General features: G+C 69.9%; 8 protein-coding genes. 2 read left to right on the top strand and 6 right to left on the bottom strand.

The window, feature by feature from the left end; translation table 11 throughout:
- Positions 1-32: 32 nt before the first annotated feature.
- From cas6e to cas3, 6 genes are all read right to left on the bottom strand, one after another.
- Positions 33-722, bottom strand: a complete 690-nt coding sequence (gene cas6e / locus ACZ7HT_RS07300; RefSeq protein WP_471160988.1) for a type I-E CRISPR-associated protein Cas6/Cse3/CasE — start codon at positions 720-722, stop codon at positions 33-35.
- On the bottom strand, positions 719-1507 hold the full coding sequence (gene cas5e / locus ACZ7HT_RS07295; protein ID WP_471160984.1) for a type I-E CRISPR-associated protein Cas5/CasD: 789 nt from the start codon (positions 1505-1507) through the stop codon (positions 719-721). The genes cas6e and cas5e overlap by 4 nt, the downstream gene beginning before the upstream one ends.
- A complete protein-coding gene (gene cas7e / locus ACZ7HT_RS07290; RefSeq protein WP_471160981.1) occupies positions 1504-2688 on the bottom strand; it encodes a type I-E CRISPR-associated protein Cas7/Cse4/CasC in 1185 nt (394 codons plus the stop codon). The genes cas5e and cas7e overlap by 4 nt, the downstream gene beginning before the upstream one ends.
- A 1-nt stretch (position 2689) precedes the next feature.
- The gene (locus ACZ7HT_RS07285) at positions 2690-3403 is read right to left on the bottom strand and encodes a type I-E CRISPR-associated protein Cse2/CasB (RefSeq protein ID WP_471160978.1); all 714 of its coding nucleotides are present in this window, start codon (positions 3401-3403) and stop codon (positions 2690-2692) included.
- Positions 3404-3432: 29 nt separating this feature from the next.
- The gene (casA, locus tag ACZ7HT_RS07280; protein WP_471160975.1) at positions 3433-4956 is read right to left on the bottom strand and encodes a type I-E CRISPR-associated protein Cse1/CasA; all 1524 of its coding nucleotides are present in this window, start codon (positions 4954-4956) and stop codon (positions 3433-3435) included.
- A 371-nt stretch (positions 4957-5327) separates the two neighbouring features.
- Positions 5328-8258: a CRISPR-associated helicase Cas3' gene (gene cas3 / locus ACZ7HT_RS07275; RefSeq protein ID WP_471160973.1), complete on the bottom strand. Its 2931-nt coding sequence runs from the start codon at positions 8256-8258 to the stop codon at positions 5328-5330.
- Between the two features lie 1533 nt (positions 8259-9791).
- Between cas3 and ACZ7HT_RS07270 the strand changes: the two genes are divergently transcribed.
- The gene (locus ACZ7HT_RS07270) at positions 9792-13091 is read left to right on the top strand and encodes a DEAD/DEAH box helicase (protein WP_471160970.1); all 3300 of its coding nucleotides are present in this window, start codon (positions 9792-9794) and stop codon (positions 13089-13091) included.
- A gap of 922 nt (positions 13092-14013) precedes the next feature.
- A complete protein-coding gene (locus ACZ7HT_RS07265; protein WP_471160967.1) occupies positions 14014-15951 on the top strand; it encodes a hypothetical protein in 1938 nt (645 codons plus the stop codon).
- Positions 15952-16017: the final 66 nt, after the last annotated feature.

Below are 16017 nucleotides of genomic sequence, written 5' to 3'. Positions count from 1 at the left end.
TGGCTCTCTTGGCTGTGTGAGGTCGTGGCGAGTCAAACGGGGGCGAGGGAGAGAAGGCCGGCTCCGTAGGACTTGGCGCGGCCGATGCCCGTAAGGAGGGCGTCGCGAAGCTGGTCGGGGTCGGTGATGGTGGCCAGGCCGTCGAAGCGGACGAGGACGTGCTGAGCTCGGGGTGTGGGGCGGTCCTGGTGGGTTGTGTCGGGTGTCGTGGGGTGGGTGCTGGCGGCAGGCAGGGGGGTGGTGTGGGCGGTGTGGAGGGTGAGTCCGGCCCCGGTGGCACGGCGGTGCCACCAGGCGGCTGCTTGGTCGCCGGTGAGGGCGGTGCGCTTGCGGTAGTTGCCGGGGAGGGGGCGGCCGTCTTCGTCGTGGCGGCGGTGGTGGGCGGTGGGGTTGGCGGTGATGCGGTAGTGGACCTGTCGGCCGGGGGTGAGGCCGTCGAGTGTGGGGGCGAGGCTGCGGGTCTGGGCGGTGCCGTAGGTGGCGGGCAGGCGGGTGAGGTCGGGGTGGTGGCGGGTCTGGATGAGGAGGGTGGGCGGGGTGGTGCCGGTGGGGGTGCGTTCGAGGCGGAAGAGCAGGCCGGCCTGGTGGCGTGGATGGGGGCCGAGGTCGTCTGGGGCGAGGAGCATGACGGTGCGGTGGAGGCTGGTGGCGTCGGCCAGGTCGCGGCGGGCGCGGGGGCTGGCGAGGTTGAGATGGATGCGGGTCAGCGTGGTGGTGGTCATGGGTTGGCCTGGTTCAGGTAGCGGGTGAGCGCTGCGAGCGGGTGGGGGGCGTAGAGGTGGGCGGGCAGAAGTTCGGTGGTGCGCCAGACGCGGCGGGTGTGGTGGGTGCGCCGGGCGGGGGTGAAGTCGAGGGGGACGTCAGCGATTTCGAGGTGGCTTTGGGCGGCGGGGACGTGCGCGGGGGGCTGTTCCCAGACGAAGCCGACGGGCACGGTGCTTTGTCCATGGCGGGGTGGGTCGTTGAGAGTGAGGGGGATGTGTTCGCGGAGCTCGCCGATCGGGTCGGAGTGCAGGGCACCGAGGAGGAGGGGATCGTCGGGGATGCAGGAGCGCCGGCCGAGGTAGGGCGCGAACGCGGGCTGTTCGAGCCGGGCGGCGAGTTCCTCAAGCCGTGTGGTGTCGGGGTCTTGGACGGCGACGGTGAAAGTGGCGTCGGTGAGGTAGATGCGGCGGGTGACGAGGGTGGACTTGTTCTGTGCCCGGTAGGTGCCGCTGCTGGTGCGCAGTCCTTCCTTGTGGGCGCGGCCGCCGCCGGCGGTGTGGAAGTCGGTGTGCCGTCGGCCGGGTTGGTCGATGCGGACGGTGAACACCATGCGGCTGTAGGGGTGGTGGCCGGTGTCGGGGTCGGGGGTGAGGGCGCTGTCGCGGGGTCTGCCTTCGGCTGCGGCGAACAGGCCGATGAGGGCGGAGCGGGTGGGAAAGGGCAGGGTGTCGCGGTGGGTGAAGGCGGCGTGCTCGCCGAAGGACATCCAGGGGCCGGCGAGGCGCAGGATGAGTCCGTTCACGCAATGTCCTTGGCGGCGGCTTCGGTGAGGGCGTCGACGAGGGTGTCGAAGGAGTCGTGAGCGGTGCCGAGATGGTCGAGGGGCGTGTTGTGGAAGGCTGCGTGGCCTGCGGCGATGAGGTGGCGTGTGCCGAGGAGCCGGTTGATCTGGCGTGCGTAGTCGGCGAGGGCTTCGGTGGCGGGCCGGGCGTGTCCGCCGCCGGGGGCGTGGCGGACGGGCCGTTCGAACGCTGCCGCGTAGGAGACGGGACGCCGGTCGCGGACGGTGTAGTGGGCCAGGTGCGGCAGGGTGTGCGGGGCGGTGGAGGTGCGTTTGGCCTGCGGCAGGCTCTCGATGAAGGTGCGGGCGTACGCGCTGAGGAGGTGGAGGGCTCGTTCGTGGTCGCCGTCGAGGTTGGCGGTGAGTTCGGTGAGGTTGACCGTGGTGTAGCGGTACAGGACGCCGGTGGTGAAGAAGCCGGTCTGCAGGTGTGCGCTGCCGCTCTGTCCGGGAAGTGACCAGTCCTCGACCGCGGTGAAGTAGTCGGGCTGGGGGTCGCTTGGGTGGACGGTGAAGGCCGGGGCGATCTGAACGGCTCCGTCGATGCCGGCGCCGGGGATTTCGGCGAGCATCCGGCCGAAGAGGTTGATAGTGGCGGTGCGCTGCTTGATGACCGCAGCGACTTCCCTGGTCGGCAGGATGGCGGGGGTGGCGTCCTTCTTATCGGTCTTCTTTCCCTCCTGCTTGGTCGCGGTGGCCTGCTGCTCGGCGAATCCTTCTTCAAGGGCCTGGCGGTGCTCCCGGCACAGGTCTGTGAGCTGGTCGAGGCTGTCGCGGCGCATGTAGAGGAGGGCGGAGGTGATGCCTTTCTGGGCCGTTTCGATCTTCAGGCCGCTCGTGCTGGCGGAGCGGACGACCTGCGCGCCGGCGAAGGCGGCCAGTTCGGTCGGCCAGCCGGCCTGGGTGAGGGTCTCGGCCACTTTCAGGGGAAGGTTGCGGGTGCGTACAGCGTGCTCGCCGAGTTCCTGCTCCATGTCCAGGCGGATGACGCGCTTCCATGCTTGGGGCGAGACCATGGAGCGCATCACGCCGCCGTAGATCAGGGTCTTGGGTTCGTTGTCCTCGCCGCGGTTGAGCAGGGAGGCCGGCACGGGCTGCAGGACGTGCAGGTCGATGAACCGGGCAGGGGCGTAGGGGGTCATGTCAGTCGTCCTCGTCGAGGGTGTCGGTGCGGGTGTGGAGGGTGAGGAAGTAGGACTCGCGCCAGCGGGTGGTGATCTGGGGCCGGTCGTCGTCCCACCAGGCGAGGTCTTCGAGCAGGACGGCGAAGTCCAGGCGGGCGGCGTCACGGGCGTGCAGGTGGGCGGTCAGTGACCACAGGCGGGGGTGGAGCTGGCTGGCGGGCAGGCGGGTGAGAAGCCTGAGGCGGTCGGCCATGCGGGATTGATCGAATCCGTGCCGGCTGACCGCGAGCGCGAGGCTGGCGCCGAGGTTGGGGCGTGCCCTCCACGTGCGGGCCTCCGCGTGTTCCAGGGAGGCGGCAGTGGCCTGCCTCCCGGCACGGACGGGGGTGAGCCTGTCTTCTCCCCCAGTACTGACCTGGGTGTGGCCGGTCGGGTTCGGGCCGGCGGCCGGATCGGCGTCAGGTGAGGCGGTACGCCGGGCGGGCCGGTCGGGGATGTAGGGGGTGTCGAGGTCGCGGTGGAGGGAGATGAGGCTCGCGGTGGTGTAGTGGGCGCGGCGTGCTCCGTATCCGGCGATGTGGCGGATCAGGTGGGGCTGCATCCGGTCGCATTCTTCGGCGGGGCGTCCGCGTCCGGATCTGAGGTCGTTGCGGATGGGTTTCGTGGCGCACAGGTCGACTACTTGGGTGACGAAGGTGTCGTAGTGTGCGCGGCGCTGCGCGGTGGTGGGCATGGAGGTGCCTTCGGTACGGGTGTGGTCGGCTATCGGCGGGAGCTGGCTCTGAGTTCGCCGATGGCGCGGGAGATGGCTTCGGCGGCGCGGAACTGCTGGTGCAGGGCGGGTCGGGTGGCCGTGCGCAGGGCTTGGACGGCGTCGGTGACGAACGCGGTGCGTGCGCTTTGGTCGGGGTGGTCGAGCAGGTTCCAGAAGGTGGTTTCCGCCTGGGGCCAGTAGGTGGCCCGCGCCTGACGTGTCCAGGGGGTGAGGGTCTTGGGCAGTCGGGCGATGGGGCTGCTGTTGACCGTCTTCCAGGCGTTGCGGGAGACCTGGTCGAGCAGGGTGCCGGTTGCTTCTGCGGCGATGCGGCACTCGACGAGGCGTTCGGCGGCGCCTGGGTCGTTGTCCTGGATCCATGGCCAGATCGGCGGGGTCAGGGCGGTGTACCAGGTCTTGTTGACGGTTTTCGGGTCCTGGTCGAAGCCGTGGGCGCGCACGCGCAGGCGGGCTCGCATGTCGGGGGGCAGGTCGTTGAGTGTGGTGAATGCGTCGGGGCGGTGGGTGCGGGAGGTTTCGTCTCCGGCGAGCAGGAGGGCGTCGAGGTCTCGCCACAGGGCGCGGTCGGTGTCCGCGGGACGGGGCCGGTAGCGGCGGGTGACGGGCGTGCCCTTGGTGGTGGTGAGGTCGTGCAGGAGGTAGGGGTCGAGCGCGGGCAGCGGGCTCTGGGTGGCCCAGGTGACGTAGGCGTCGATGGTGTGGCTGCCGTCGTGGTCGGGGATGAGGAGCAGCGCGTGGCAGGAGCGGCCGGTCAGCAGGCGGCCGGGCCAGGTCACGGGCGCCGGCGGGCCGAGCGGGCCTGGGAGGGGTTCTTCCCAGGGGCAGGCGTCGGGTGCGTCGGGCCACTGGTGGGAGGGTTTGGGCAGGCCGGCGAGGAGTGTTTCGTACAGGGTGGCGGCGAGCGGGTGGAAGGACACGGTGGAGCGCAGCGGTCCTGCTTTGGCGTCGGCTTTGGTGGTGCCGGCGACGGTGCGTGGGGTGCAGCGTCCCGAGGCGCCGTAGAAGTGGTGGATGAGCAGGTGCCACAGGGCGTGGGCGCTGGGCAGGGGCTGCGGGTCGGTGTCGCTGTGGGGGCTCAGCCAGCCGAGGTTGTTGCCTTCGGGGCGGCCGAAGGCGAGTTTGTTGACTCCGGAGCGTGTGGGGCACTGCTCGGCCAGGCGGGGGTCTTGCAGGAAGGGCCGGTCCGGGTCGTACAGGTTCCACGTGTAGCGGTCGAAGTAGGCGTGGACACGGTCGGGGTCGAAGCCTCTGCGGGAGGTGAGGAGTTCGTGCCGGCGCTCGGCCCATTCGCTGGCGCTCATCTCCGGGTCGTCCAGGTCGGTGATCCGGGCGGTGATGGCGGTCAGGATGCGTAAGACGCCGGAGGCGGCCGGGGGAAGCGGTAGGACCAGGTCTTCGATCTCGTGCGCGTGCAGGAGTACGTCGCGCCAGCCGAGCAGTTCTTGGCGTCCCGATGTCCATCGGACAGGTATGCAGGGACGCTGGTCGGTGGGAAATAAGTCTTCAGGCACAGGAGTTGGGTTCCGATTCGGGCACGGCAAAGCCGCAGCGTAAGGATGGGGATGTACACGCTGCCCTCGGGAAAGCGGTTGGGCTCGGCGCGTGGAGGGGTGACCGCTCGTCATGGAGCGGCTGCGGCAGCAAGTGCCGGGGGGTGACATGGTGGGTGATCCGGGTTGCGGCGCTCAGTGCCCAGCATGACGGAATGCGAAAAGGCCTGTGTGTGGTGCGCCTTCGCTGTCCAATAATAGGCATAGCCGGGGCGCTTCTCAGACCGTGTCAATCACCTTTCAATTACTGGCCAGTTGGTTGGAACTTCGGTTCCGGTAATGCCAGTTGGGGTGGAACCTCGGTTCCGGGAGGCGGCTCCCAGGAGGCGAGTTCAGGGAAGTGGCCGGTGGCGGTCGACGGTCAGTCCGAGCACGGGTCTGACGTTCAGCGTGTGGTTCGCGAAGCGGACCCCGGTGTCAGGGTCGGCGGGGTTAAGAGGCAGCAGGGCGAGGTCGGCCAGCAGGGCGTTGTGTTTCCATGCCTCCGGCGGACGGCGGTGGCCGGTGATCCAGGGTGCCGGGACGGGCAGGGTGTGCTGCAGGATCGCGCGGATGGCCGCGGCATTCGGCTTGCGGTCCAAAGCGAGCGGGCGGGTGCAGGCCGCGTCCAGGAACAGCCGGCCTCTCGGTCCTTGGTAGACGGGCAGAAGGCGGCGGGGCATGACGCCCAGGCGGGTGACGGCCTCGCGGGCATGCAGGTCCTGCCGATGCAGGTCGGCCAGCGACATCGTGTGGCGGGGCGCGGGCGCCAGGTGCAGGGCGCTGTGGTGCTCCTCGCGGCGGCGCCGCTCGTGGTAGGCGTTCTCGCGCGCGGTGAGCGGCTGCGCGTCGTCCGCTTCGCCGGCGGTGCGGTCGTGGAAGGTCTCGATGAGGGCCTGGACGTCGTCGGGGAGGGTGACCAGGCGCCCCTGCGCGGTGGTGGGGTGGAGGGTGTCGGCGGTGATGTGCAGCAGGTGGGCCGGGTGCAGGGTCCGCCATGCCGCCGGGATGCGGGTGCGGCCCTTGTGGTCGGTGGGCTGAAGGACGTGCAGGGCGGGAACGGTGCCGCGCAGCCAGGCCCGCCGGCGCTCCGGGCCGTCGGTCCAGCGGGTTTCGAATCTCCACAGGCGGCCCAGGCGCTGCAGGAGGATGTTCAGCGGGGCGAGGTCGCTGATCATGACGTCGACGTCGATGTCGAGGCTCATGTCAAGGATGCTGGTCGTGACGACCACGAGATGTTCGCCCGGTGCGCGCCCGGACCCCAGGCGCTGCCGCAGCCGTCGGACGAGGTCTTCGCGTTCGTGCTCGGGCAGCCGGGAGTGCAGCAGGACGAGGGTGTCGTCGGTCGGCCAGGTCAGGTGACGTTGCAGGTGGAGGAAGATCTGCTGCGCTTCGTCCATGGTGGCGCAGGCCACGAGCGCGCATCCGCCCCGCTCGGCGACGGGCCCGATCACCCGAGTGATGCATGCAAGGCGCTCTTCGCGGGCAGGGGCGTCGTCGGGGTCGGTATGGGAGTGGTGCCGGACCGGGATCATCTGCAGCCGGGCGGTGCGGCGGTGTGCCTGGGCGTGGCGGCGGGTGGCGTCCGGGTCCATGTGGGTGGCCGAGGCGTCGGTGGCGGCGGCGAAGGACCATCCCGGGTAGGCGGGTGCGTAGCTGTGTGCGGGCAGATCGCGGCGCTTTCGGCCGGCGCCGGTCAGGTAGTGGCGCACAAGGGTGTCGGTGACGGCGGCAGGCAGCGTTGCGGACAACAGCACGACCGGGCAGCCGAGAGCGCCCAGCCATTCCAGCAGGCGCTGAAGGATCTGCAGCATGAACGGTGTCATGGCGTGGACCTCGTCCACGACCACCGTGCGTCCTGACAAGGCGAGCATGCGCAGCGCGCTGAAACGCACGGGCAGGGCGGCCATCAGGGCCTGGTCGTGCGTGGCGACGGTGAACTGGGCGAGCAGTGCCCGGTCCCAGCCGCGCAGCCACCCGTCGGGCATGGTCACCCGTTCAGCAGGCCGCATTTCTCCCTGGCCCGCCGTGCCGGCGGGCTCGTCGCCGTTCCAGTGCTCGTCACAGGTCAGCTCGCCTTCGGCGCCGGCGAGGCGGTGGTCGGTGTAGGCGCGGTTGGACCAGATGTGGCTGTGCACCAGCGAGACCGGGGCGTGTTCGGGACGGTGCGCGGCGACATGGTTCTCGAGGGTGTCGTAGGCGGCGTCAGCGGTGGCGGTGGTCGGCAGGAGCCAGGCGATGCCTTGGGTGTCGCCGCTGGAGTTGAAGATGCGTGCCGCCTCCAGGACTGCGATCGTCTTGCCCGCTCCGGTGGTGTCGGTGACCACAACGATGCCAGGTCCTTTCGCGGCTGCCAGGGGCGGCAGCTGCTCCATCAGCGACGCCTGAAGTGCGTTGGGTTCGGTGACGCCGTGATGGACGTAGGAGAACGGGGCGGGAGGAAGAGTGACGCGCGCAAGCCCTGCCTGCTCGACGAGCTGGAGGGCATCGCGGCATGCACGACGGTAGTGCTCCCCCGCACCGAAGGCGGGCGCCAGGGCTCTGGGTAGCCAGTAGTGACGGCTGCTGGCCAGCCGGTCCGCGATCACTCCCACGCCTGTGATGAGAACCGCGGCCGGTGCGGAGATCCGCTCGGGCACCGTCTCGGCACCGGTCAGATGCCGGATGAGCGCGAAGTACCGGCGCCGCAGGTCCTGCCACCGCGGGCCGCCCATCACTACCTGCGTCCGCGAAAGACGCGCGGCACCGCCGATGTCGAGCTGGAGGAACCGTCCGTGGTGCCCGCCGACGATCTGCGCCACCCGCACCGCTGGACTGTCCGAACGATCCGCCCGGTATCCCGCCTCGGCCAGCAGCGGAAGCACCGCGTGCATGGACGCACGCTCATGACGCATCCGCCGCCACCCGCGAGCATCGTCCCGCAACGCGTCACTGACCCGAGCCCACGGGTGCGCCTCCTGCTGCTGGAACCACGATGCCTTGCCCAAATCGTGCAGAGCACAGAAGAACATCACCAGACGGCGCGCCTCTTCCAGGCCCACCCCCATCCCCCAGGCGATCAGCCCACGTTGCGCCGGCGTGAGAACCCGGTCCCAGACCACACCAGCCACCGCGGCCACATCCAGCAGATGAAAGAGCAGCGCATAGACCGCCATCTCGCCGCGGTCGAACTTCCCCCACGGTGTCAAATCAAGCCCGCCGGACCGCCGCGCATCCTCCCTGACCCCCAACGCCCCTCCAGAACACGCACATTGAACGCCCAGAATCCTGCCTGACGCAGGCACGTAGCTTCACCCTCAACCGCATCATCAGGCCGTGCCCAGTACCTGCCGACCGGCACGCCGCCTCGCCAAGACCGGCGTGAGAGCCCACAAACGTTCTCCGGCACGTGGGGCTGTCTCACTCCGGCCACGCCTCGCGCATGGAGATCCCCCTACACCCGGCCACGGTCAACACACCCTGAGGCCGAAGACAGCGATCCGTGAGTAAACTACGGGAACCGGCCCGCTGGGGGGCAACCCCACAACTCAGCAAGGGCGTTCCCCACACGCGTGGGGGTCTCTCTCCGCGCCCCTCCACCCACCGCACTACCCCGCAGCCTCCCCACACGCGTGGGGGTCGCTCCGTGATGCACGTCTGGAGCTGGTGTTGCTCCATGCATTCCCCACGCGCCGTGGGAGTCGTTCCTTGCCACCGACAGCGCGGATCTCCCGCGAGCGGTAGTCCCCACACGCGTGGGGGTCCCTCCACTGCCGCCTGCGCCCGCCACAGCCAGCCCCGGCGCTCCCCGCACACGTGGGGGTCCCCGCGGGGGTATCTCCGATGAGCAAGCAGGCGCCGACCCCGTGCAGGATGGTCCCCACGCGCGTGGGAGTCTCTCCGCCCCCATCGCCGGATGGCGCACTGACACCGGAAACTCCCCATTCAGGTGGGGGTATCTCCTGGAAGTGGCAGTGTTACCGGAGCATCCCGTAGCACTCCCCACGCAGGTGGGGGTCTCTCGTCGCAGGTCGCGCAGTCTGCTCCCCGCGCCCGGCGCTCCCCACGCACGTGGGGGTCTCTCCACCCAGATCGGCCCCCGCCCTGCCCACAGCCGATATTCCCCACGTGACTGGGGGTCTCCCGCTGCAGGCCCTGACGGCACGTTGGCACCGCGGCATGACCGTGCCGAACTCGGGCCGCTGTGGATACAACGAAGCCTCGGGTTGGGGATCGTCTCAGCGAGCCCTGGAGCACGTCCCTCCGATTCCGGGTGGGCGGCTGGGGTCGGCGCAGATCAGCGCGGGGCGCCCAGTGACTGGCGGCTGAGGTCCGCCCTCTGGCACCTCGCCTCGCCGAAGCGATCCGTCCTTTGCCGGGGCCGTCTGTGTGGGAGAGCTACTCGCGGGTGTGGGGTACGAAATTTCTCTCCGCGCGCGTGGCAGCGGCCTGGTGGTCGTTGCGCGGTTCGCCCAGATTGACGCCGGCGAAGGCGCAGTGCCCTCAGCGGTGACGGTTCCGCGCCGTCCCGGTCTCTTCAGAGCTCGTTTCTTCGGCACCTGTCCGGCGGTGTGCAGCAGGTCGTGGTCCGCTCCCGCCTGGGTGGCATTCCCTTCCCTTATCTACACACGGCACCTCGCCTCAGGGGTCTCTTGTGCCGGCGGTCACGGAGGGCATGGGTGTGCTGGGCTGCGTCGTCGTCCGTGCGTGCTGGGGGTTTCGCCTTGGGACGTCTGGCCAGGGGAGGTATGGAGGCTGTCTGCCGGGCCGGTGTCGTGGTGAGTAGGGTGGGCCGGAGGTGTGGTGCGTGGCCAGGCCACGGATCAGGGAGCGGCGTCATGCAGGGTGAGCGTCGGCGGTGGGCTGGCATCGTGGGTTTTTGGCGTGCGGTGGAGTTGTTCAGTCCGCAGCAGGTTCCTCGGGTGGCTTCGCGTGAGAGGGTCTGGGCGGTTGACGTGGATCTGCCGCTTCCTTGGGAGGCGGGGCATCCTCTTCGGTCGGCGCCGCTGGATTCGGGTTTTGTGTGGCAGCACGTGGTGTACGGCGGGACGTTCTCGCTGAGTGCGGTCCGTGACACGTTGGTGCGGGTGTTCGGGGAGAGCGGTGAGGATCATGACGGCCGCATGGACGGCGAGAGTGCCCTGTTTGCCCTGACCGTGACCGATGAGGGGCGATTGCTACTGGATTCTCCGGTTCTGTCCACTTGTGGGTGGGCGACCGGCCGGGCGTTGGCTCCCGGTCCGGGTGTGCCGGGCTGGCTGGACGGGTTCGACCGGGAGACGGGGGTATGGGGCTCACGGGCGGCGGAGTTCGGGCGTCTGCCCGATGACCGGTGTGCGGACCCCGTTGACGTGCCGCTCGGTGCGGATGATGGGTCTGATGACGAGGGAGTGGGCGGGCGGGTTCTTGAGGCGAAGGACCTACTGGCCTTGGCTCGAGAGGTGGCGGAGGCGTGGGGTGTCGCCGACGTTCTTGCTCCTGACGGCGTGCGTGTCCGCAGTCTCCCGGTGCGGGCCGACCGGGCCAGGGAGGCCGATCAGCAGGACTTCCTCAACAGCTTCATCGCTGCGGATCTCGACCGGGTTGCCCTCGGTCTGGAGACCGCGGATCCCGGTATGGGGCTCGCTGCGTATCTGACTGCGGGCGCGGACCTGGATGTCGGGCGCAGGGTCGATGTGCGGCACAGTCCGCGGACCGTGCTGGGTGCGGTGGGCCCGTCGTCGGCCCCATTGGGGCGGTGGCCGGCCGAGCCGGAGCATCCGTTGGCGCTGAGCCAGCAGTTCGCGGTCAACACGATCTTCGAGGAGCTCGCCCCGGCGAGCGGGCTGTTCGCGGTGAACGGTCCGCCGGGGACGGGCAAGACCACGATGCTGCGGGACTGTTTCGCGGCGAATATCGTCGAGCGTGCCCGGCGGCTGGCCGCGCTTGCGCTGCCTTCGCAGGCGTTCGCGGATGCCTCGGTGCTGACGTGGAAGAGTGGGGACTACACCCGTCGGGTGACGCCGCTGCGGGAGGATTTCACCGGGTTCGAGATGGTGGTGGCCTCGGCGAACAACGGTGCGGTGGAGAACATCTCCACCGAGATCCCCGCGCGAGCGGCTTTGGGCAAGCAGTGGCGTGAGGGGGCCGACTACTTCGCCGAGCAGGCCACCCGGCTCCTTGCGGGTGATCCGGCCTGGGGTGCTGTGGCGGCCAGGCTGGGCAGCAAGAAGAACAGGATGGAGTTCGTCAACCGGTTCTGGCACGGCAAGTACCGGACGACCGACGCCGGCGTGCCGGCGCCGCCCGTGGGAGGGGCGCGGGCGCGCGGCCGGGGCAAGGACGCGTGGATCGACAGCGGCCTGGGGCTGTCTCACCTGTTGAAGCAGTGGCGTGAGACGCCTCAGAGCGGCGTGTGGCGGGAGGCTCGGGGCCGGTTCTCCGAGGCACTCGCCGAGGTCGAGCGCCTGTGCGAGGAGCGAGAGAGCGCCGCTTCGGCTCTGGCGGGTCTTTCCGCGGCGCGGGACACCGCCCGCGCCGCCGCCGCGGACGTGCGGGCGGCCTCGGCCGAGGCGGATCGGTGCCGCCGGCTGGTGCCGGGCGCCGAGGAGGCGTGGCTGGCCGCTCAGGCTCGAGTGGGTGAGGCTGAGGCGCGGCATCAGGAGCAGTTCGGGCGTCGGCCCGGTTTCGTGGTGAGCCTGTTCACGCTGGGGCGTGCGGCGCGGGACTGGCACCGTCAGGAGCAGGAACTCGCCGCACGGGCCGAGCAGGCCCGCCAGGTACGTGACGCGGCTCAGGTCGCGCTCGGCAGCGCTCGTCGTGCCGCCGGTGACGCTACGGCCGAGCTCGCCTCCCGTGTACAAGCCAAGGAGGCGGCGGACGGGCGTGTGCGGGAGGTGGAAGAGGTCATCGCCGCGGCACACAGGCAGTGGGGCCGGCATGTTCCGGAAGATGCCTGGCTGAGCGATGACACGGCGCGGGAACTGGCCGCGCCCTGGGCCGATACGGCCGTCACCCTGGCCCGCAGTGAACTGTTCCTCGCCGCTCTTCACCTTCACCAGGCGTTCCTGCGATGCACCGCGCGCACCATGTACGGCAACTTGCTGGGCGCCATGGACGTCGTGACGGGCGCTGTGCCTTCAACGGTTCCGCAGGGACATCTGCGGGCGGCGTGGCAGAGCCTGTTCATGGTGGTGCCGGTCGTGTCGACGACGTTCGCCTCGCTGGACCGTGTGTTCGGGCGGCTCGGTCCGGAGGCTTTGGGGTGGCTGTTCATCGACGAGGCCGGCCAGGCGACCCCGCAGATGGCGGTGGGCGGAATCTGGCGGGCCCGGCGCACCGTCGTGGTGGGCGATCCGCTGCAGCTCGAGCCCGTCGTGCCGTTGCCGTGGACGGCCCAGCAGGCGCTGCGCGCAGAGTACGGCGTGGACGAGGAGTGGTCGCCCGGGCGGACGTCCGTCCAGCAGCTGGCCGACCGCACCAACCTCTACGGGACTGTTCTGCCGGCCGAGCTGGCCGACGGAAGTCTCGAAACCTGGGTCGGTTCTCCGCTGCGGGTCCACCGCCGCTGCGACGATCCCATGTTCGAGATCAGCAACACCATCGCCTACGACGGCCTGATGGTGTTCGGCACCGCGGACCGCGGACCCTACGCCTACAGCCCGCCCAGCAGCTGGGTCGACGTCACCTCCACCGAAACCGACGGACACTGGATCCCGGAAGAAGGCCGGGCACTGCGCCGGATCCTCGAACGTCTGCAGGACACCGACGGCATCAGCCTGCCCGACGACGTCTACGTGATCAGCCCTTTCCGGGCCGTCGTGGCCGGAGCCCGCGCCGCATGCCGGGGACTGCTCCCCCACGACCGGGTCGGCACCGTCCACACCACCCAGGGCAAAGAAGCCGACGTAGTCATCCTTGTCCTTGGCACCGACCCCCGAAGTCCCGGCGCCCGCAGCTGGGCCGCATCGCGCCCCAACCTCCTCAACGTCGCCGTCAGCCGCGCCAAACGCCGGCTCTTCGTCATCGGCAACCGCGAAGCCTGGCGCGACCAGCGGTACTTCGCCACCCTCGCCGACAGCCTGCCCACTCACACGTGGCGGAGTTCGACCAGGCCCGCTTCTCCCCCGTCGGCTAGTGTGGGACGGGCGCGTCCCTGACCGACGGCCCAGTAGTCCCCACAGGTGTGGGGGTCATTCGCTGACGCACGGGATCGAGGACCAGAGCCGCGAGTAGTCCCCACGCGCGTGGGGGTCATTCGTTCAACAGCGAGCCGAACTTCGAGCAGGTCCGGTAGTCCCCACGCGCGTGGGGGTCGTTCCCAACCGGTCGGCAGGTCATCCGGGTACAGGTGGTAGTCCCCACGCGGCGTGGGGGTCGTTCCAGCGCGCTCCAGTCCGGACCGTACGCGCCGAGGTAGTCCCCACGCGCGTGGGGGTCGTTCCGTCATGACCGTACGCAGATTTCACGCGGCGGCGTCTTCCCCACACGCGCGTGGGGGTCGTTCCGGCCTCAGAACACCGCTACGCGGCCACCGGACGTCGTCCCCTACATGAGTGGGGTCTCTTTCTAGTATTCAAGGGTCTTGATGAGCTATGCGCTCCCCAGACACATAGGGGTCAGTCCTGCATCACGTCACAGTTCTCGCCTAAGGGCTTGCAGGGAATCAACGTGTTGCTTCCCTGCAAGCCCTTAGGCTGCCCTCGTCCCCACCACGCACGTGGGGGTCGTTCCGAATTCACCAAGTTCCTCCACGCCGACGCCCAGCCGTCCCCACGCACGTGGGGTCATTCCGGGGAGCCCTCCTGGTCGTTCACACGCACGTGAAGTCTCCAGTCAAGACCAGTGGGACTGATGGGTATCCGCAGGTCAACCAATGGATCCCTTAGGACATCTCACCAAGATGTCCCGTCCTTTCTCGCACCATGTCACGCATCATCGCAAGTGACGTCTCGCTGCATCCGGCACGACCTGGATCACTCTGTGTCATACCAATGAGAAATCTTGTGACATCGAACTGAGGTGTCGCAGGCAGCCGGCCCAGGCTGGACCGCCGACGAGGCGGAGGCCGGAGCAGGGCAGGTGGCCCTGCTCCTGCTGGAGATGGCCTTGGCGCAGGAACCTGAAAGCACCGGATCGGGCCGCCCGGGCGGAAGAGTGCGCCCGGGCCGGGATGAGGACCGCCGGGACGGGCTCGCCCTGCTGCGTTCCGCCCGTGGCACGGGTGCGGCCCGCAACGAGGCCTGGACGCAGGCTGCCCGCCTGCTGGCACCGGACCATCCGGACGATGCGCGAGCGCTGTTGGACGACCTGGAGGAAGAGGCCGAGCTGCTCGCCGCGGAAGACCCGGCCGAAGGGTCCGCCGCAGCCGCCGTCGAGCTCTGGCAGACGGTGGCCACGGCAGATCAGGACCGCGTCGACCGCCTCCACGACCGGGTCCTGGCACACGCGACGGAGGTGTGGGAGAAGGCGCCCACGTTGGAGCACGTTTCCGTCGTCGCGGCTGCCGCCTCGCTCGTGGCCCGCACCCGGCCTGCAGAGGCCGGGCGCCTCATGGCCGTGGCGTGCCGATGGCTCGACGACGTTCTGGAAGGTGACGCCAGGGGGCTGTCCGCAGCAGACGCCTTCCATGCCGAGTTCGGCTTCCGGCGTACGCTCGCCGTCCTCTCGCAGGCACTGGCCGATACCGGGACGACGCAGGATGTGGCCGGTCGCATGCTGGAACTCGGCCACGGCGTCCTGCCCGAGGAGCACGAGCTCGAAGAGGGGAACGAAGACGAGGGCCTGCCCTTCGCCGAGGCGGGCCGCGTCGGGGAGGAAGCCTTCTCGCTCGCCGACCAAGGAAGCATCGACGAGGCGGAGCAGCGCCTGCAGCAGGCATTGGCCCTCCTGCCCATGTCCGCAGCCGGCACGGGCCGCGGTCCGGTGTGGCTACCGGATCTCGTGGGCGCGCTCATCCGTACCGATGCGGCGGCGGATGCCATGCGGCTGCTCGACCTGGTGCGCCACCCTGCCGACCGGGCGCGCGTCCACGCCGCCATGGCCCTCGCCTACGGAGACTCCCGTCAATCGGCCGCAGCACGCCGTCACGCACAGGAAGCGGCTCGTGCAGCCGCGTGCTCCAACGCGTCAAGCGGTAGCTGGGCCTACGCCGCGCAGGCGTTGGCGTGCGCGAACGAGGTGGAGTCCGCCCTGGACCTCGTAGCCCGACACGAGCGGCCGGCCAGCGCGGGGCAGCGCGCGGCGTGGCGGAAGGCCGACCGGGCCGTGCGCATCGCTGTCGCCACGGAACTCGCCCCGCTCGCCCCCGCCGCCGCCGGCGACCTGGTCCTGCCTCTGCTGAAGCGCTTGGACGCCGCCCAGCACGCGATCCGAAGCCAGGGGCTGCTGAGCTCCGTCGCCGAACTCCTCCCGCTGGCTGCCCGCCTCGCACCGGAACAGCAGGTGCTCTTCGCCTCGGTGACGGAGAAGGCACGGGCGCAGGAGTCTCATCGCGGTCCGCAGTCCCGGCAGCCGGAAGACGTCCTCGTGCAGGCCGTCCTGCGCATCGGCGCCGGCGAGGACCCCGGCCGACAGATCGCCTGGCTGACCCAGGACCTCGTCAATCGGGGACCCGAACACTTCCCGACCGCGGCACTGGCCGTACTCCACGCGGCAGTCGGCGACCTCGCCGGCGTCGAGCGAGTCGCCGCGCTGCCCGTCGCCCGACACCATCGGGCGTCCGTGCTGACCGCCGTCGCCACGTACCTCGCCCGGGTACCCTGCCGCCCCAGCCCAGTCCCCTACCCCACCGGCACGGACCCCTTCACCCGCGCCATCCAGAACCTGGCCCTGAAGACCACCTCCGCCACACTCCCCGACCACGAGGCAGCGAGCAGCATGCTCCACCGCGTCATGGCCACTCCTGCCTGGCACTACGCGCTCCCGGCCCTCGCCGAAGTCGTACCCGAAGCAATCGGTCCGATCCCGAGCATCCTGACAACCCACCTGCACACTCCAGAAGGGACCACAGTCGGCTGACCGGGCCGGCGGGGCAACCCTGGGGTTCGCCCCGTACAACCGACCACATACCACCAGGGCACTACA

Source organism: Streptomyces sp. NPDC037410, assembly GCF_055602235.1.
Note: the sequence above shows the minus strand (reverse complement) of the source record. Positions and strands in the feature narration are given on the sequence as shown.